At 62.2% G+C, this 16,770-nt stretch carries 16 protein-coding genes and 1 tRNA gene; 7 read left to right on the plus strand and 10 right to left on the minus strand.

Annotated features, from left to right (window positions below; translation table 11 throughout):
* Positions 1-176 precede the first annotated feature (176 nt).
* From EPN31_RS07840 to EPN31_RS07855, 4 genes are all read left to right on the plus strand, one after another.
* Positions 177-1,946, plus strand: a complete 1,770-nt coding sequence (locus EPN31_RS07840) for an ABC transporter ATP-binding protein (RefSeq protein ID WP_291771588.1) — start codon at positions 177-179, stop codon at positions 1,944-1,946.
* Between the two features lie 214 nt (positions 1,947-2,160).
* Complete coding sequence (locus tag EPN31_RS07845) at positions 2,161-3,309, plus strand: glycosyltransferase family 4 protein (RefSeq protein WP_291771591.1); 1,149 nt, start codon at positions 2,161-2,163, stop codon at positions 3,307-3,309.
* A 25-nt stretch (positions 3,310-3,334) separates the two neighbouring features.
* Positions 3,335-4,609, plus strand: a complete 1,275-nt coding sequence (locus EPN31_RS07850; RefSeq protein ID WP_291771593.1) for a sugar transferase — start codon at positions 3,335-3,337, stop codon at positions 4,607-4,609.
* Positions 4,543-5,946: an acyltransferase gene (locus EPN31_RS07855; RefSeq protein ID WP_291771595.1), complete on the plus strand. Its 1,404-nt coding sequence runs from the start codon at positions 4,543-4,545 to the stop codon at positions 5,944-5,946. The genes EPN31_RS07850 and EPN31_RS07855 overlap by 67 nt, the downstream gene beginning before the upstream one ends.
* An 84-nt stretch (positions 5,947-6,030) precedes the next feature.
* On the opposite strand, the gene pstS is transcribed toward EPN31_RS07855, so the two are convergent.
* From pstS to petA, 7 genes are all read right to left on the minus strand, one after another.
* Positions 6,031-7,050, minus strand: coding sequence for a phosphate ABC transporter substrate-binding protein PstS (gene pstS / locus EPN31_RS07860; protein WP_291771886.1), 1,020 nt, complete (start codon positions 7,048-7,050; stop codon positions 6,031-6,033).
* A 186-nt stretch (positions 7,051-7,236) separates the two neighbouring features.
* Positions 7,237-7,312, minus strand: a tRNA-Thr gene (locus EPN31_RS07865).
* A gap of 33 nt (positions 7,313-7,345) precedes the next feature.
* The gene (locus EPN31_RS07870; protein WP_291771598.1) at positions 7,346-7,807 is read right to left on the minus strand and encodes a ClpXP protease specificity-enhancing factor; all 462 of its coding nucleotides are present in this window, start codon (positions 7,805-7,807) and stop codon (positions 7,346-7,348) included.
* Between the two features lies 1 nt (position 7,808).
* Entirely contained in the window at positions 7,809-8,417 is a 609-nt protein-coding gene (locus tag EPN31_RS07875) for a glutathione S-transferase N-terminal domain-containing protein (protein WP_291771600.1), read from the minus strand.
* 138 nt (positions 8,418-8,555) lie between these two features.
* On the minus strand, positions 8,556-9,407 hold the full coding sequence (locus EPN31_RS07880) for a cytochrome c1 (protein WP_291771602.1): 852 nt from the start codon (positions 9,405-9,407) through the stop codon (positions 8,556-8,558).
* A gap of 24 nt (positions 9,408-9,431) precedes the next feature.
* The gene (locus tag EPN31_RS07885; RefSeq protein ID WP_291771604.1) at positions 9,432-10,820 is read right to left on the minus strand and encodes a cytochrome bc complex cytochrome b subunit; all 1,389 of its coding nucleotides are present in this window, start codon (positions 10,818-10,820) and stop codon (positions 9,432-9,434) included.
* Positions 10,821-10,862: 42 nt separating this feature from the next.
* Positions 10,863-11,528 carry a ubiquinol-cytochrome c reductase iron-sulfur subunit gene (gene petA / locus EPN31_RS07890; protein ID WP_291771606.1) on the minus strand — a complete coding sequence of 222 codons (666 nt, stop codon included), beginning with the start codon at positions 11,526-11,528 and terminating at the stop codon, positions 10,863-10,865.
* Positions 11,529-11,668: 140 nt separating this feature from the next.
* On the opposite strand from petA, the gene mscL reads away from it, so the two are divergent.
* Entirely contained in the window at positions 11,669-12,121 is a 453-nt protein-coding gene (gene mscL, locus EPN31_RS07895) for a large conductance mechanosensitive channel protein MscL (RefSeq protein WP_291771609.1), read from the plus strand.
* A gap of 2 nt (positions 12,122-12,123) precedes the next feature.
* Here the strand turns inward: mscL and EPN31_RS07900 are convergent, their stop codons facing one another.
* A complete protein-coding gene (locus tag EPN31_RS07900) occupies positions 12,124-12,903 on the minus strand; it encodes a Nif3-like dinuclear metal center hexameric protein (protein WP_291771612.1) in 780 nt (259 codons plus the stop codon).
* Between the two features lie 26 nt (positions 12,904-12,929).
* Here EPN31_RS07900 and EPN31_RS07905 point away from each other — a divergent pair, with 26 nt between their 5' ends.
* Entirely contained in the window at positions 12,930-14,081 is a 1,152-nt protein-coding gene (locus EPN31_RS07905) for a trypsin-like peptidase domain-containing protein (RefSeq protein WP_291771615.1), read from the plus strand.
* Positions 14,082-14,129: 48 nt separating this feature from the next.
* Here the strand turns inward: EPN31_RS07905 and hemB are convergent, their stop codons facing one another.
* Both hemB and yihA read right to left on the minus strand, forming a co-directional pair.
* Positions 14,130-15,146, minus strand: coding sequence for a porphobilinogen synthase (hemB, locus tag EPN31_RS07910; RefSeq protein WP_291771618.1), 1,017 nt, complete (start codon positions 15,144-15,146; stop codon positions 14,130-14,132).
* A 16-nt stretch (positions 15,147-15,162) separates the two neighbouring features.
* Positions 15,163-15,786 (minus strand): ribosome biogenesis GTP-binding protein YihA/YsxC, encoded by a 624-nt coding sequence (gene yihA / locus EPN31_RS07915; RefSeq protein WP_291771621.1) that lies wholly within the window; start codon positions 15,784-15,786, stop codon positions 15,163-15,165.
* A 150-nt stretch (positions 15,787-15,936) separates the two neighbouring features.
* On the opposite strand from yihA, the gene EPN31_RS07920 reads away from it, so the two are divergent.
* Positions 15,937-16,629, plus strand: coding sequence for a c-type cytochrome (locus EPN31_RS07920; RefSeq protein WP_291771624.1), 693 nt, complete (start codon positions 15,937-15,939; stop codon positions 16,627-16,629).
* Positions 16,630-16,770: the final 141 nt, after the last annotated feature.

A 16,770-nucleotide genomic window follows, 5' to 3' on the forward strand; every position in this document is an offset into this window, starting at 1 on the left:
CGATGCTCCTGCACCAGCCGCACGGCGCGTTCGCGCACTTCGGGGGAAAACTTCGTTTGGTTTGCCATGACTCCATTCTCTCAAAGCTTGGAGCCTCCGCGAAACCCGGGGCGATTCACAAAAGAGGTCGGAGACTCGTGACGATTGCTAGGTTTGCAGGTAAGAAGGCTGAGCAGATGAAGGCTTTACCCAGCCTGACCAAGCTTGCGGAAGGCTTCTGGTCACATCTGGAACGGCGCCGCAGGCGACAGCTGTTCGTGTTGCTGGTCCTGATGGTGCTCACCTCCTTTGCAGAAGTTCTCAGCTTGGGTGCCGTGCTGCCATTCCTGGGCGTGCTGACCCAGCCAGACCGGGTCTTTGCTTATCCCGACATTCAGCCGATCCTGTCCTGGCTGCATATCGCCAACCCGCGCGCGCTGTTGCTGCCGATTACGCTGGCCTTCATCGCTGCGGCTCTGTTGGCGGGTGGCATGCGCCTGCTACTGTTGTATGTGCAAACGCGGTTGTCATTTGCTGTTGGGGCAGACTTCAGCGACCAGATCTACCGGCGCACCTTGTACCAGCCCTACGCCGTGCATGTGTCGCGTAACAGCAGCGAAGTCATCAGCGGCGTAACAACGAAAGCCGTGATGGTCATCAATTATTTTCTAATGCCCATCCTGACGTTGCTCAGCAGTGCCGTCATTTTGCTGGCGATCCTGCTGGCACTGCTTTCTGTTGACCCCCTGATGTCCTTGGCGGCGTTTGCCGGCTTTGGTGCCATCTATGGCGTGGTGATGCTGGTGACCCGAACGCGATTGGCTGCCTACAGCCGCCAGATTGCCGATGAGTCGGATCAGGTCGTGAAGGTTCTGCAGGAAGGCCTAGGCGGGATTCGCGACGTGCTGCTGGATGGCACCCAGGAAGCCTATTGTGAGCAATACCGGCAGGCTGACATCCCCTTGCGCCGCGCGCAGGCCAATAGCGTGATCGTTGGCGGTGCTCCGCGATTTATAGCCGAAGCGGCAGGCATGGCGTTCATCGCCATCCTGGCCTACGCGATGGCTCAGCAGGACGGCGGAGTCACGAACACGATTGTGGTACTGGGTGCCCTAGCGCTGGGCGCTCAGCGCTTGCTGCCGGTGCTGCAGCAGGGGTATCTGTCTGTTGTCCAGTTGCGCAGCAGCCGGGATTCGCTGCGCGACGCTCTGGACTTGTTGAATCAGCCTATTGACGCTGCCGTCTATGTCGGTGCCAGAGAGCTGGCATTCGAGCGCAGCATTGAGCTGCGGAATCTGGGCTTTCGCTATGCGCCCACTGGGCCGCAGATTCTGCATGACGTCAACCTGCAGATCCTGCGGGGTAGCCGGGTTGGCTTCGTCGGTACCACCGGAAACGGCAAGAGCACCCTGGTGGATATCCTGATGGGGTTGCTGACCCCCACAGAGGGGGAGATCCGGATTGACGATACGCTGCTGACGGCTGCCACCCAGCGGGCCTGGCAACGGCGTATCGCCCATGTGCCGCAGGCCATCTATTTGACGGATGCCAGCATCGCGGAAAACATTGCCTTCGGCGTGCCGGCGGCGCGGATCGATCATGACCGTGTGCGGCACGCTGCTGCTCAGGCGCAAATCGATCATCACATCGAATCCCTGCCAGATCGCTATGACACCCTAGTTGGCGAGCGCGGGGTGCGTCTGTCGGGCGGCCAGCGCCAGCGCATCGGCATCGCACGGGCCTTGTACAAGCGGGCGGAAATCCTGGTGCTGGATGAGGCGACCAGCGCCCTGGATGTAGCAACGGAGCACTCTGTGATGGATGCAATTGATAATTTGTCGGCTGATCTGACTGTGTTACTTATTGCTCACCGACTGTCAACCTTGCGCGGTTGCGATCAGATCGTTGAGCTGCAGGATGGCCGAATCGCAGATATACAGCCTGGTAACCGGGTGGCGTACTCTTAGGGGAACCCGTGAAGCGGCTCTGGCGATTTGTTGCGTTTTCAGCCAGACGGCAACAATCTGGCTGCAGTACCATCACGTTCATCGCTTGAACACTGCGCTTGCTGACCATGTCACAGCACTATGGTAGCGTGTCGAAATCGCCCCCAGACCTACGCGAAGAAAGCCGCCTAGAGGCTCGAGGTGAGGCCAGATGCGGCTGGTGGATAATCGCGCTATGTTGAAGACAGTTGCCCTCATTGCCCATCATGCTGTGTCGTTGCTGAATTTTCGCGGGGAATGGATTCGCGATTTGTGCGCGTCGGGCGTGCAGGTATGGTGTCTGGCTCCGGACTACCAGGATGAGGATAGTGCGGCGGTCCGCGCTTTGGGCGCAGAACCGGTAGATTATGGTCTCAGGCGCACCGGCATGAATCCCCTGCGCGATGCCTGTGACGCGCTGGCGCTGGTGCGCTTGCTGCGCCGGTTGCGGCCGGACGTGACGTTTGCGTTTTCCACCAAACCGGTCATCTATGGCACGCTGGCTGCCTGGGCGGCGCGGGTGCCGCGCCGGGTCGCGATGATCGAAGGCGTGGGGTTTGTATTCACGGATCCCGGTCAGCCGCTGGGCTGGCGCCGCCGGGTACTGCGCGGGGTGGTCACAGCTTTGTATCGCAGGGCGCTGTCGCACGCGCATCAGGTGATCTTTTTGAATCGGGATGATAGAACCGAATTCGTGATGCGCGGCCTGGTGGCGGAGAACCGCGCCGGCGTCCTGGGAGGAATTGGCGTGGATTTGCGTGCCTGGGTGCCGGCGTTGCCGGTAGAGAATCCGGTCACCTTTCTGCTGGTCGCCCGGCTGCTCCGGGAAAAGGGCATTCTAGAATACGTGGCCGCAGCCCGGCGGGTGAAGGCACAGCATCCGGACGTGTGCTTTCTGCTCGTGGGCGGCCTGGACTCGAATCCGGGCGGGTTGAGCCGGACCGAGGTCCAGTCCTGGGTGAAGGACGGTATCCTGGAGTGGCCCGGATATGTTGAAGTGCGGCCGTGGCTGGCGCGAGCCAGCGTGTTCGTGCTGCCGTCCTATCGCGAGGGCGTGCCGCGCAGCACGCAAGAGGCCATGGCTATGGGGCGTGCGGTGATCACGACCGACGTGCCGGGGTGCCGCGAAACGGTCGAAGATGGCGTCAATGGGTATTTGGTGCGTGTGCGTGACGTGGATGCGCTGACGGAGGCCATGCTGCACTTCGTCCGGGATTCGGAACTGATCGTCACTATGGGTGCCGCTAGCCGCCGGATGGCCGAGGCGCGCTTCGATGTGCACGAGGTCAATCAGCGCCTAACGGGGCTGCTGATGGGAGCGGCGGTTGGGCCGCAGGGGACTTGATTTGAGGATGCCGGGGGATGCTAGTGTGAGCGGTTACGAGCGCCGACATTCGCGTTGGTATGAGGTGCTGCTGCTCAACGGCCCGTTGCAGGTTGTAGTGGGACTGTGCGTGGTCGTTTTGCTGCCGGCCGTCTGGTTCTGGGGACCGTTGTTCTGGGATAGTCTGGATGCGGTGCGCATCAATACGCTGTGGGCCGTGGGGCTTTCGTTTCTGGCGGTTTTTCTGGTGCTGCGCCGCCTGTCGCAGTTTTCCAGTGGCAGTCTGATGGCCCATATTGCGCCAGTGGTCACAGTGATTTTCCTGCTGGTATTCGCGGTGCTGTTCTTCATGCGCAGCGATTATTCCCGCCCGGTCCTCCTGACCGCCTACGTCCTGTGCCTGATCTGGTGCTATCTGGGGTATTTCATCGGACGGCGCTACCGGATGATGAAATTTGCTGTGCTGCCCATGGATCCGCCATGCACGCTGCGGTCCGACTGGAACCTGGAAATCCGCCATCTGCAGTCCCCCGATCTGGAGGGAGTGCGCTATGACGCGGTTGTGGCCGATCTCCAGGGAGCCGGGATGACGGCGGAATGGGAGCGTTTTCTTGCACGCTGCATCCTGGCACATATCCCCGTGGTCCATGTGCGCCAGGTTGCGGAGGGGCTGACAGGTCGTGTGCGCATCGACCACCTGTCGGAAAACGAGATCGGCACGCTATTGCCCTCGCCCATCTACACGGTCTGCAAGCGGCTGATCGACATCGTGGTGGTGGTGGCGGTGCTGCCGGTGGTGTTGCCGCTGATGGCCGCCACGGCTGTCGCAATCCGCTTGGATAGTCCCGGGCCGGCGCTGTTCGTGCAAAATCGGGTGGGTCTAGGCAACCGGGATTTTCGCATCTACAAATTTCGCAGCATGCGCGTCGATGCCGAGGCCGACGGCGCGCGGCTGGCGACCGAAGATGACGACCGCATCACGCGCGTGGGCCGTTTCATTCGCGAGACTCGCTTGGATGAGCTGCCCCAGCTCTGGAATGTTCTCAAGGGCGATATGAGCCTGATCGGTCCCCGCCCCGAGCAGCGCGTTTTCGTGGACCAGTTCGATGAGCAGATCCCGTTCTACATCTACCGCCACGTGGTGCGGCCCGGCATTACCGGCTGGGCCCAGGTGATGCAGGGCTACACCAGCGACGCGGACGAAACCCGCGTCAAGATCCAGCATGATTTCTATTACATCAAGCACTTTTCGCTGTGGCTGGACATCCTGATCGTATTCAAGACGGTGCGGATCGTGCTGACGGGGTGGGGAGCGCGGTAGCTCACGACCCCAGTTACTCCACGCCTAGGGATACAATCTTCGTAAAATGGGTCGACAGTGTTCGGATCTGCCGTGGAGGGATAGTCGAACCAGACGCGGATCATCGTCTACTTGCATTAAAATCGGCCATTCGTCAATTTGTGATGCCCGTGTCCGCAAGCAAAAACAGTTTTGGTCGTTTCCTGGATCGCTTGGAAGCTCTGCGCGGGGTTGCTGCACTCTGGGTGATCGTGTCGCATTCCATGATCTGGCTTGCGATGGGCGAAGAGACGGCGCTGTGGTCCAAGCCGGTGTTTGATGTGCATGGAGGCCAAGCCGTACTGGCGCGTGCCGTGGTGGGGCTTTTCAATGGCGCCGCCGCCGTGGACATTTTCTTTGTGTTGAGCGGCTTCGTGCTGGCGCGCTCGCTTCGCAACAACCCGCTCACCTTGGGTAATTACTCCCGATTCGTGGTGCGCCGTGTGTTTCGGATCTTCCCGGCGTTCTGGCTGTCGCTCGCGGTCGTGGTCCTGTATCTAGTGTTCGTGTTCCCCGGCTATGCCAAGCTGCCTGGTGCGTCGGTGTGGTTCAACTGGGCGTATGCGGAACCGTTCAGCGCGGAGCAACTGTGGCAGAACGTACGTTTCCACACTGCGTCGCTGAACTCCAACGCATGGACGCTCAAGATTGAAATGGCCGCGTCTCTGGTCCTTCCGTTCATGGTCTGGTGCATTGGACGGCGTGGCATGGCGCGTGCGTGGGTGACTTTGGGTGTGGCCATTGCCGCAAGTGTATGGGTGACGGGTGACTGGGCGTGGCTCACGACCTACTTATACATGTTCGCTGCCGGCGCAATTATCAGCCGGCAGACGGAGCGAGCCGATTTTCATTTGGCTTCCAGCCGGTGGTTCCTGGCATCATGTGCCGCACTCATCGTGGTCCCTGGCTTTTACTGGCCGACGATCCACATTTGGCAGGCCGACTTCCCCATCGTGCTCGGTGCCAGTGGGCTCATATCGGCCATTGCTGCGAGCCCGAAAAGCAGCGCCTTGCGCTTCCTGGACAGCGCGTGGGCGCGCTTTCTTGGCAAGATCTCCTATAGTTTCTACATCCTGGGCTTCATTACGCTGTACATGGTGGCCAACTGGTGCCTGCATAGCCTTCCGGCAGGTCTTCTCCAGCGCTGGCCGTTGCCCGTCATGGCTGTTGTGTGCGTGGTCGCCGTAGCGTTCACCACGGTATTCGCTGCGGCTTCGTTCCACTGGATTGAAAAGCCGCTGACCGTGCTGGGCCGCAGGCTGACTCAATCGCGAACGCTAACCATCCCGGCGCAGCTACATCCGCGCGTGGATTCGTAAGCCCCCCGTCAAGTAGGCGCTAGCTGATAGAGATTCTGGGCCGTGTAACATAACCGGCCCCTCGAAGGGGCCGGCCTATCCCGTTTACTGCTTGAACGACGTCTTCCAATAAGTCTCGATCTGCTGCACCAGCGTGTCGGGCAGCGGCACATAGTCCAGCGCCAGGGCGGCTGGCTTGCCCTCGGTGTAGGCGTGGTGGAAGAAGTCCAGTGTCACCTTGGAGTGCTCGGCGTTCTTGGGCTGCTTGTACATGATCACCCACGAGGTAGCGGTGATCGGCCAGGCCTTGTCACCGGGTGCGTTGGTCATCAACAGATTGAAGTTCTTGGCGTGCGCCCAGTCGGCGCTCGCGGCAGCGGCCTGGAAGCTGTCGGTATTCGGCTCCACCACCTGGCCTGCGGCATTTTTCATCCGGGTGTATCCGAGCTTGTTCTGCTTGACGTAGGCGTACTCGACGTAGCCGATCGAGTTCGGCATCTGCTTCACGTAGGCTGCTACGCCCTCGTTACCCTTGCCACCGATGCCGGTGGGCCAGCTGATCGATACCCCTTCGCCCACCTTGGACTTCCACTCGGGACTAGCCTTGGAGAGGTAGTCGGTGAAATTGAAGGTGGTTCCGGAACCGTCCGAGCGGTGTACCACGACGATCTTCGCATCGGGCAAGTGGACGCCCGGGTTCAGTGCGGCGATGGCGGGGTCGGACCAGGTGGTGATGCGGCCCAGGAAGATGTCGGCCAGCACGGGGCCGTTCAGCACCAGCTTGCCGGGGTCGATCCCTTCCAGGTGCACCGTGGGTACGATGCCGCCAATCACGTCCGGGAACTGGCCCAGGCCGAACTTGTTGAGCGTGGCTTCGTCCAGCGGCATATCGCTGGCGCCGAAATCGACCGTCCCGGCCTTGATCTGAGTGATGCCGCCGCCCGAGCCGATGGACTGGTAGTTGACGCGGTTACCGGTCTTGGTGGCGTAGGCCGCCGACCATTTGGCTACTACCGGGTAGACGAAACTGGAACCTGCACCGGTGATGTCGACTGCATGGGCAGTGCCGATTGAAGCGGTGAGCGCGGCGGCCAGCGCGAGGAGGCGGAACTTGCCGCGATTCATGGAGAACATAGGTGCCCTTCTGGGTGTCGTTGATGGCAGCACGTATTAAAGCGCTGCAACATGACAGTTTTGTGAAGGAAATTTGACGGTTTTGTGACGGTGACGCCTGGTCTGGCCGTTGTTGCCGCTCGATACCCCGTTGGGTGAGCAGGCAAGCGCCTGCAGCGGGTATGTGCAGAAGAGGTTTGGTGCCGGCTAGAGGAGTCGAACCCCCGACCTTCGCATTACAAGTGCGCTGCTCTACCAACTGAGCTAAGCCGGCGAAAGACCGCCATTCTACAGGAACGATGGTCTTTTATTTGACGATTTTCAGGTGTGTGGGCTTGGGCGGTGGCGTGGAATCGTCGTCGCCCAAACCGTGCGTGGGCGAAGCCGCAGGCGCCTTTTCGGTCAGGGATCCGGCGGCCGACGGTGCTGCTGTTTCGCCACCCGGGTAGGGTTGTGAGGCCATGACCTCGAATCCCATGCCGGCGCCCGTTTCGCGGGCGTAGATGGCCGATACGGCGCCTACTGGTACGAAGAGGTGCTCGACCGCGCCGTTGAAGCGGGAATCGAATTCGATGTAGTCGTTGCCCAGCGTCAGCCGGTTGGTGGCCAGGTGGCTGATGTTCAGCGTGATCTGGCCGTCATGTACATGGGCCGCAGGCACCACGGTATTGGCGTCGACCGTCACCACCAGGTACGGCGTGTAGCCGTTGTCCGTGCACCATTCGTGCAACGCGCGGATGAGATAGGGCTTGGTGGATGATTCCTGCATGTCAGCGCCGCATGACCTTTTCGGAGGGAGTCAGTGCCTCGATATAGGCCGGTCGGGAAAACAGCCGCTCGGCGTATTTCTGGATCGGCGCGGCGCTCTTGGGGAGTTCGATGCCGTAGTGGTCCAGGCGCCAGAGCAACGGCGCCACCGCCACGTCCAGCATGGAGAATTCCTCGCCCAGCATGAATCGGTTCTTGACCAGCAGCGGCGCCAGTTGGGCCAGGCGGTCGCGGATGGCGGCACGCGCGGCGTTGCGGGTTTTTTCGTCGGCGATGTTGCGGTTCTCGAGCGTGGAGACGTGGACGAACAGTTCCTTTTCGAAGTTGTACAGGAACAGCCGCGTGCGGGCACGCATGATGGGGTCCGCCGGCATGAGCTGCGGGTGCGGGAAGCGCTCGTCGATGTATTCGTTGATGATGTTCGATTCGTACAGGATCAGATCGCGCTCGACCAGGATAGGGACCTGGCCGTAGGGGTTCATGACGGCGATGTCTTCCGGCTTGTTGTAGAGATCAATATCGCGGATTTCGAAATCCATGCCCTTTTCGAACAGCACAAAGCGGCAGCGTTGTGAAAATGGGCAGGTTGTCCCTGAATAGAGCACCATCATGTCGTGGTTTCCAATACAAAATTGAGGCCGATGCACGGCGGGGCCCGAAAACACAAGCCAGGCGGCTGAAGGCGCCTGGCTGCACAGCCCGGCCGTGGTGACCGGGCAGTCATGCACCCCGGGTGGAGTGCATGGTGGTTACCGGACGTGCTTCCAGTATGCCGCATTCATGCGTACGGCGACAAACAGGAACAGGAACAGGAACAGCATGACCCAGACACCGATCTGCTTGCGCAGGAGCTGGGACGGCTCGGCCATCCAGCCCAGGAAGTTGCTGAGATCGGCGACGTTGCTTTCGAAATGGGCAAAGGTCTTGGGGTCGGCCGAGTCGAAGTGCCCGATCTGCGAGGATTCGCCTTCGTAGCCCTTCAGGTCTTCGTTCTTCACGGTCTGGAAGCCGTCCGCGTCGTAGTTGGTGGTGGTGCGCACCCAGTGTTCGGTGCCCTTTGCGTCAGCGACTTCGTGGGTTTCGATGCTGGTGTAGGTGCGCGGGCCTTCCATTTGCCACAGCACGTTGGGCATGGCGACATTCGGGAACACGACGTTGTTCCAGCCGGATTTCTTGGACGTGTCGCGGTAGAAGCTGCGCAGGTAGGTGTAGACGTAGTCCACGCCCGACGGGCCGAAGTTGGTGCTTTTGGCGCGCGCGATCACGGACAGGTCAGGCGGCGTGCTGCCGAACCATTTCTTGCCGTCTTCCGGTGTCATGGCGATGGTCATCAGGTCGCCGACCTTGTCACCCGTGAAGAGCAGGTTCTTTTTGATTTCGGCGTCGGTCAGCCCCAGGTCCGTCAGGCGGTTGTAGCGCATGGAGTGCGCGCTGTGGCAGTTCAGGCAGTCGTTGACGAACAGCTTGGCCCCGTTTTGCAGCGATGCCAAATCCGTGATGCGATCCGGTGCGTGGTCCAGATGGACACCGCCTTCGGCGAAGGCCAAGGTGCTCACCAGGGAAAGGGCCAGGACACCGAGCAGTTTTTTGATCATGATCATTCCGTAACAGTCAGTGGGGCAGCCTTAGTGGTGCGGGTGAAAGACGACACGGTCCGGCACGGGTCTGAACGTACCCAGCCGCGACCAGACTGGCATCAGCAGGAAGAAGGACAAGTAGATGGCCGAACAGATCTGCCCGATGATGGTGTTCGTCGGGTTGACTTCCTGGGTGCCCAGCCAGGCCAGGACGAGGAAGTCCACGATGAAGATGCCGTACAGGACCTTGTGCCAGTTCGGGCGGTAGCGGATGGACTTGACCGGGGAATGATCCAGCCAAGGCAGGAAGAACAGAATCACCACGGCGCCGCCCATGGTCATCACGCCCCAGAACTTGGCGTCCAGCGTCTTCATCAGGACGGCGACCACGATCAGGATGGCCGGGGTCAGGAACTTCCAGATGCCGGACAGGCGGCCCTTGGCGAACAGCACGATGGCCGCGATCAGGGCGCCCGCCGACAGCACCCAGGTGAAGTCGCTTGTGGTGGCGCGCAGCATGGTGTAGAACGGCGTGAAATACCAGACTGGGGCGATGTGCGGCGGGGTCTGCAGCTGGTTGGCTGGCAGGAAGTTGTTGTATTCCAGGAAGAAGCCGCCCATTTCCGGTGTGAAGAAGATGATGGCGGCAAAGATGATCAGGAACCCGGCCACGCCCACGATGTCATGCACCGTGTAGTAGGGGTGGAACGGGATGCCGTCCAGCGGGCGGCCGTATTTGTCCTTGGGGCCTTGCTTGATTTCGACACCGTCGGGGTTGTTCGAGCCTACTTCGTGCAGCGCCAGGATGTGTGCCACGATCAGGCCGATCAGCACCAGCGGGATGGCGATGACGTGGAACGCGAAGAACCGGTTCAGTGTGGCATCGGACACGACGTAGTCGCCGCGGATCCAGATCGCCAGGTCGGGGCCCACGAACGGGATGGTCGAGAACAGGTTCACGATGACTTGGGCGCCCCAGTAGGACATCTGGCCCCAGGGCAGCAGGTAGCCCATGAAGGCCTCGCCCATCAGCGCCAGGAAGATGGCCACGCCGAAGACCCAGACCAGCTCGCGCGGTTTACGGTACGAGCCGTAGAACAGGCCGCGCAGCATGTGCAGGTAGATCACCACGAAGAACATCGAGGCGCCCGTGGAGTGCATGTAGCGGATGAACCAGCCGCCCGGGACCTCGCGCATGATGTATTCGACGGAGTCGAACGCCATCGCGGCATCGGGCTTGTAGTTCATCACCAGGAAGATCCCGGAGACGATCTGGATTACCAGCACCAGCAGCGCCAGCGACCCGAAAAAATACCAGAAATTGAAGTTTTTCGGAGCATAGTATTCAGTCATATGCTCGCGGATCATCTTGGTCAGCGGGAAGCGGTGGTCCACCCAACCCAGCATTCCCGTCGTCTCGATGTTGTTATCGGCCATGGATAGCTCCTTGTGTCACGAAAGGATGAACGGCGGCGTTCATCAGGCCTTGCTGGCGGGATATTCTTCGAGGCCGATGATGACGCGTTTGCCATCCGGCGAGAAGGCGTAGGGGGGAATGGGCAGGTTGGCCGGTGCCGGCTTGTTCTTGTAGACGCGCGCGGCCAAGTCGTAGGTGGAGCCGTGACAGGGGCAGAGCCATCCGCCGGGCCAGTCGTTGGGCAGGTTTTCCTGGGCCCCGACCTTGAATCGCGGCGTGGGCACGCATCCCAGGTGGGTGCAGATGCCGATGCAGATGAAGATTTCTTTCTTGCGCGAGCGCCAGACGTTCTGGGCCCATGTGTAGGGAGTGTATTCAGCGTTCTTGGACAGCGGATCGGCGAGTTCGCCGTCGTGCTTGGCCAGGTCTTCGATCTCGGCCGGAGTGCGGTGCACGATGAAGATGGGTTGTCCGCGCCATTCGGCGGTCATCTGCTTGGACGGTTCCAGTCCGGAGATATCGACTTCGACCGGTGCGCCGGCGGCCTCGGCGCGGGCCGAAGGCGACAGCGACAGCGCGTAGGGCACGGCCGTCGCGACACCTGCCACGCCGCCCAGGGCACAGGTGGTCGCCACCCATCGGCGACGTGAAGGATCGGCGGGCAGGTTCAAGGGGCTGGCGCCCTCTTCGATCTGCGTCTCGTCGGACTGTGTCGAGTGATGACTCATGCTGTGGTCCCTATGTTCCTGGTCGCCGCTCATCGGTGCTGGGCGCACGTTTGAAAGGCGTTTTGCTTGCTGTAGGTGGTTCTTCAACCGCGTATTATAGCGTTACGCCCCAAGGGGTAAATTGACTGGAGATCGCCAAAGTGAGCACAGCCAAAGGGTTTATCAAGGAATTCCAGGAGTTTGCCGTCAAAGGCAACATGATGGATCTCGCCATTGGGGTCATCATCGGTGGCGCATTCGGCAAGATCATCGATTCCATCGTCGCTGATCTGGTCATGCCGGTGATCAACTTCATCCTGGGCGGCAGTGTCAATTTCGACAATCTGTTCTTGGTGCTGCGGGCGCCGGCCGGGTATACGGGGCCGATGACGTCCGCCGCGGTCGCCAAGGCGGGAGGAGTGGTGTTGGCCTGGGGGCATTTCCTGACCATTGCCGTCAATTTCGTTTTGCTGGCGCTGGTGGTCTTTGTCCTGGTGAAGATGGTCAACACGGCCCGTCAGCGTCTCGAAAATCCGGCAGCGGCGCCTGAGGCTCCCGCCACGCCGGAAAACGTATTGCTGCTACGGGAAATCCGCGACTCGCTGAAAAAGTAGCATCAGGCGGGGTTGTCGATATCCACGAAGGTGCAGGGCACGCCGAACTGGGCTTCGATGGCGGCGCCCAGTGCCTGCACCCCGTAGCGCTCCGTGGCGTGGTGGCCAGCGCTGATGTAGGTGCTGCCGGTTTCGCGGGCCAGGTGCACGGTGGGTTCCGAGATTTCGCCGCTGACGTAGCAATCGGCGCCAGCGGCGAGGGCGGCATCCATCATGCTCTGCGCAGCGCCCGTGCACCAGGCCAGACGCTGCACGGGGCGGTCGGGTTCGCCGATCACCAGCGGCTTGCGCTTCAGACGATGGGCGATGTCGGCGGCCAGTTCGGCGACGGTGCAGTCCCGCGCGGGCGCGCCCAGCCAGATCAGGTCGTCGGGGCCGCAGCGCCGGGGTGTGCCGTCCGGACGGATGTCGGGGGTCCAGTCCATGATCCGTGCGAGCTGCGCGTTGTTGCCCCATTCCACGTGGGCGTCCAGCGGCAGGTGGTAGGCGAACAGGTTGATGTCGGCGGCGATCAGAGCGGCGATGCGCTTGTGCTTGGGGCCGCGGATACAGGGGTTTTCGTTCTTCCAGAACCAGCCGTGGTGCACCAGGATCGCATCGCTGCCGCGTGCGACGGCGGCTTCGATCAGCGCCTGGGAGGCGGTCACGCCGGTCACGATGTGGCGGATGGTGGTCCGGCCTTCGACTTGCAGGCCATTCGGGCAATAATCGCGAAAGCGCCCGGGCTGCAGCGTGTCGTCCAGCCAGGTCTCGAGTTCGTGGCGGGTGATTTCCGAAGTCATGGGTTTTCTTTTCCTGAGCAAAGCGTATGCGTCGATTGTGGCTGATTTTTGCCCAGACCGTCACGGTCTGCCTGGGGGTCCTGTTTCTGGTGACCACCATCCGCCCGCAGTGGCTGCCGGGCCATGACACTTCCGTCACGAATGTCACGGGGAGCGGGGGGCCCGACGCGCCGGCTGTTCCGGGGGCCGTCACCTATGCACCGGCCGTGGCTCGCGCCGCACCTTCGGTCGTGAATATCTACACCACCAAGCATGTGGATGTGCCGCTGGTGCCGATGCCGGCCGATCCGGGGCTGGAACGGCTTCTGCGCCAGTTGCCGGGATTCACGCGGCGGGAACCCTCCACCAGCCTGGGATCGGGCGTGATCGTGCGCGCCAACGGGTACATTCTGACCAACTATCATGTGATCGAGGCGGCCGACGCGATTCGGGTCAGTCTGGCCGATGGCCGCCAGGAAACAGCCAAGCTCGTGGGGGCGGACCCGGACAGCGATCTGGCGGTGCTGAAAATCGACCTGGACAAGCTGCCGGCCATCACCTTCGACCCGGCGCTCAAGGTCCGGGTGGGCGACGTGGTGCTGGCGATCGGCAACCCCTTCGGCGTGGGGCAGACCACCACACAGGGGATCGTGTCGGCGCTGGGCCGTAATCGGCTGGGCCTGAACCTGTACGAGAACTTCATCCAGACCGACGCCGCCATCAACCCCGGCAATTCGGGGGGTGCGCTGGTCGACACGCGTGGTGATCTGGTGGGCATCAACACGGCCATCTATTCAGACACTGGCGGGTCGCTGGGCATCGGTTTTGCGATTCCCGCCGCAGTGGCGCACGACATTCTGGATCAGATCATCGACCATGGCAGCGTGCGGCGCGGCTGGCTGGGGCTGGAGCCACAGGACGTGACGCCGGATCTGGCGCAGGCCTTTCATCTGAAACAGGCCGGCGGTGCGATCGTGGCGCGCATCCTGCGCGGCGGACCCGCCGATCAGGCGGGCATCCGGGTGGGGGACATCATCCGAACCCTCAATGGCAAGCCGGTCACCGATGCCGTCGACCTGCTCACCCGGCTTGCGCCGATCGAACCAGGGACGGAGGTCAGTCTGCAGATCCTGCGGGACGGCCGCGTGCTGGATCGCAAGGCCAAGGTCGGGCTGCGGCCGACGTCGGAGCAGCACTGAACAGGTCCGTTGCCGGGGGCGAGGCAGGCGCCGTGATCGGATCCGGACTTACCCCTGTTCGCGCAGCAGCTTGGCTGCCGCGATGGCAAAGTACGTCAGGATCCCGTCGCCGCCGGCGCGCTTGAAGGCCGTCAGGGATTCCATCATGACTTTGTCGTGGTCCAGCCAGCCATTGGCGACTGCAGCCTGGATCATGGCGTATTCGCCGCTGACCTGGTAGGCATAGGTGGGCATGCCGAAGGCGTCCTTGACCTCGCGCAGCACGTCCAGGTAGGGCATGCCGGGCTTGACCATCACCATGTCCGCGCCCTCGTGGATGTCGGCGGCGACTTCGCGCAGCGCTTCCAGTCGGTTGGCGGGGTCCATCTGGTAGGTGGCCTTGCTGGACTTGCCCAGGTTGGCCGCCGAGCCGACGGCGTTTCGGAAGGGGCCGTAGAAGGCGCTGGCGTATTTGGCGGAGTAGGCCATGATGCGGGTGTGGATGCGGCCGCGCCCGTCCAGCGCGCGGCGCACCGAGCCGATGCGCCCGTCCATCATGTCGCTGGGGGCGACGATGTCCACGCCAGCCTCGGCGTGGGTCAGCGCCTGGCGCACCAGCATGGCGACGGTGGGCTCGTTCAGCAGTTGGCCGTCGTCGTCGATCAGGCCGTCCTGGCCGTGGCTGGTATAGGGGTCCAGCGCCACATCGGTCAGGATGCCCAGATCCGGGAAGTTCGCCTTCAACAGCGCGACGGTGCGCGGAATCAGGCCGTCCGGGTTGGCAGCTTCGCTGCCGTCCGGGGTCTTGAGTGCCGGATCGATATGGGGAAACAGCGCCATCACCGGGATGCCGAGCCGTGCGCATTCTTCGGCGGTGGCGAGCAAGGTGTCCGGTGAATGGCGCGCGACACCCGGCATGGAGTCCACCGGTTCGAGTACGTTCTGGCCTTCGCGCACGAACACCGGATAGATCAGGTCGTCCACGGACAGGCGGTTTTCACGGACCAGACGGCGCGAGAAGTCGTCGCGCCGGTTGCGGCGCAGACGCAGGGTGGGAAAGTCGGTTTGTGGCAGAAAGCGGGTCATGAAATGCTCCGGAAATTTAAGGCACGACCTGCGGCGAGATCCAGTTCTCGATGTGGAGGGCGGCCTCGTCCAGGCCGATGCGCTGGGTGGCGGAAAATGGCAGCGCCGTCAGCGTGCCGATCTCGGCCAGGTCGTGGCGGGTCTGCTGCACGGCCTTGATGCGCTGGCCGTACGGGAGTTTGTCGGCCTTGGTCAGCAGCGCCAATGTCGGTAGCCCGCGCAGGCCGATCCAGTGCGCCAGGCGCCGGTCCAGCTCGGTGACCCCGCGCCGGATGTCTACCACCATGACCACGCCCGCCAGACTGGTGCGCTGGTGCAGGTAGTCACCCAGCACGTCGGCCCAGGCTTCGCGGGCCTTCTGGTCGATGGCGGCGTAGCCATAGCCGGGCAGGTCCACCAGGAAGCCCAGCCAGGCTTCGGGTTCGACCGGATCCGGAATGCCGAACAGATTGATGAGCCGGGTGCGGCCTGGTGTCTTGCTGGAAAACGCCAGCCGTTTCTGGTTGGCCAGCACGTTGATCGCCGAGGATTTGCCGGAGTTGGAGCGCCCGACGAAACAGACTTCCGCGGTGGTGGGGGGCGGGAGCTGGTCCAGGCGTGCAGCGGAAACCGTGAACCGGGCGCGATGAAGGAGGGACACGGGATGCGATCTCGATGGAGGGGGTGGGGGCTATTGTATAATTTCGCATTGAATTTGTTGCGCCTGATGCCGCGTTGGCCTGCGGGTCCGCACGGGCGCGGCCCTGGTGGCGCCGCCTGGCGTCAGGATCGAACCTTCTTCGAGGACCTCATGAAGCGCGCGCTTTCCTGTTTGTTCATGGCCGGCAGCCTGGTGCTTGCCGGTGCCATCCCGGGCCTGGTCCAGGCCCAGGACGCGGCCCAGAAGCCGGATGCCAAGGCTGGCGAGCAGTTGTTCGTCAAGGGCGATACTTCGCGCGGCATCCTGGCCTGTGTAGCCTGTCACGGCGCGGGCGGCAACAGCACCATTCCGGCCAATCCCAACCTGGCCGGCATGCCGCACGAATACATCGTGAAGCAGCTGCAGGACTTCCAGGCCCATGACAAGACACCGCCGGTCCGCACGGGGGCCAATGGCGCGCCCACCATCATGAGCAGCATTGCCGCCAATATGAAGCCAGAGGACATGCAGAATCTGGCGCTGTATCTGTCACACCAGCCGCTGGACTGGGACAAGGCCGGGACGGCTACCAAACCAGCGACCAAGGACCTCGGCCAGCACATCTGGCGTGCCGGCATCGTCGATCGCAAGGTCCCCGCCTGTGCGGCCTGCCACTCGGCCAATGGTGCAGGATTGCCCGGTGAGTTCCCGCGCCTGGCGGGCCAGCATCCGGAATACATCCTCGAGCAGCTCAAGCTGTTCCGTTCGGGCGACCGCAAGAGCGAAATCATGCATGCCATCGCGGATCGCATGAACGATCAGGATCTCGCGGCCGTGGCTGATTACGCGGCGGGACTGCGCTGATCATCGTTCGCGTCCGGCCTTGATTCCCCGGTTGTGTCTGGGGTTTTGGTGGACGGCGGCGTAAAGTCGCTGTATGGTTGACGATTAAAAAAATCATTAGGGGGCGCGCGCAAGCGCATGCCCCCTTTTTTTACGGAATCG

It is taken from the genome of Castellaniella sp. (genome assembly GCF_004321985.1).
Classification (GTDB): domain Bacteria; phylum Pseudomonadota; class Gammaproteobacteria; order Burkholderiales; family Burkholderiaceae_B; genus Castellaniella.

Excerpts from the sequence above, each read along its gene's own strand:
- pstS (WP_291771886.1), bottom strand. The coding sequence starts at position 7,050 with ATGAATCGCGGCAAGTTCCGCCTCCTCGCGCTGGCCGCCGCGCTCACC.
- EPN31_RS07885 (WP_291771604.1), bottom strand. The coding sequence starts at position 10,820 with ATGGCCGATAACAACATCGAGACGACGGGAATGCTGGGTTGGGTGGAC.
- petA (WP_291771606.1), bottom strand. The coding sequence starts at position 11,528 with ATGAGTCATCACTCGACACAGTCCGACGAGACGCAGATCGAAGAGGGC.
- EPN31_RS07840 (WP_291771588.1), top strand. The coding sequence starts at position 177 with ATGAAGGCTTTACCCAGCCTGACCAAGCTTGCGGAAGGCTTCTGGTCA.
- hemB (WP_291771618.1), bottom strand. The coding sequence starts at position 15,146 with ATGACCCGCTTTCTGCCACAAACCGACTTTCCCACCCTGCGTCTGCGC.
- EPN31_RS07900 (WP_291771612.1), bottom strand. The coding sequence starts at position 12,903 with ATGACTTCGGAAATCACCCGCCACGAACTCGAGACCTGGCTGGACGAC.
- EPN31_RS07880 (WP_291771602.1), bottom strand. The coding sequence starts at position 9,407 with ATGATCATGATCAAAAAACTGCTCGGTGTCCTGGCCCTTTCCCTGGTG.
- EPN31_RS07875 (WP_291771600.1), bottom strand. The coding sequence starts at position 8,417 with ATGATGGTGCTCTATTCAGGGACAACCTGCCCATTTTCACAACGCTGC.
- EPN31_RS07870 (WP_291771598.1), bottom strand. The coding sequence starts at position 7,807 with ATGCAGGAATCATCCACCAAGCCCTATCTCATCCGCGCGTTGCACGAA.
- EPN31_RS07905 (WP_291771615.1), top strand. The coding sequence starts at position 12,930 with ATGCGTCGATTGTGGCTGATTTTTGCCCAGACCGTCACGGTCTGCCTG.
- EPN31_RS07845 (WP_291771591.1), top strand. The coding sequence starts at position 2,161 with ATGTTGAAGACAGTTGCCCTCATTGCCCATCATGCTGTGTCGTTGCTG.
- EPN31_RS07920 (WP_291771624.1), top strand. The coding sequence starts at position 15,937 with ATGAAGCGCGCGCTTTCCTGTTTGTTCATGGCCGGCAGCCTGGTGCTT.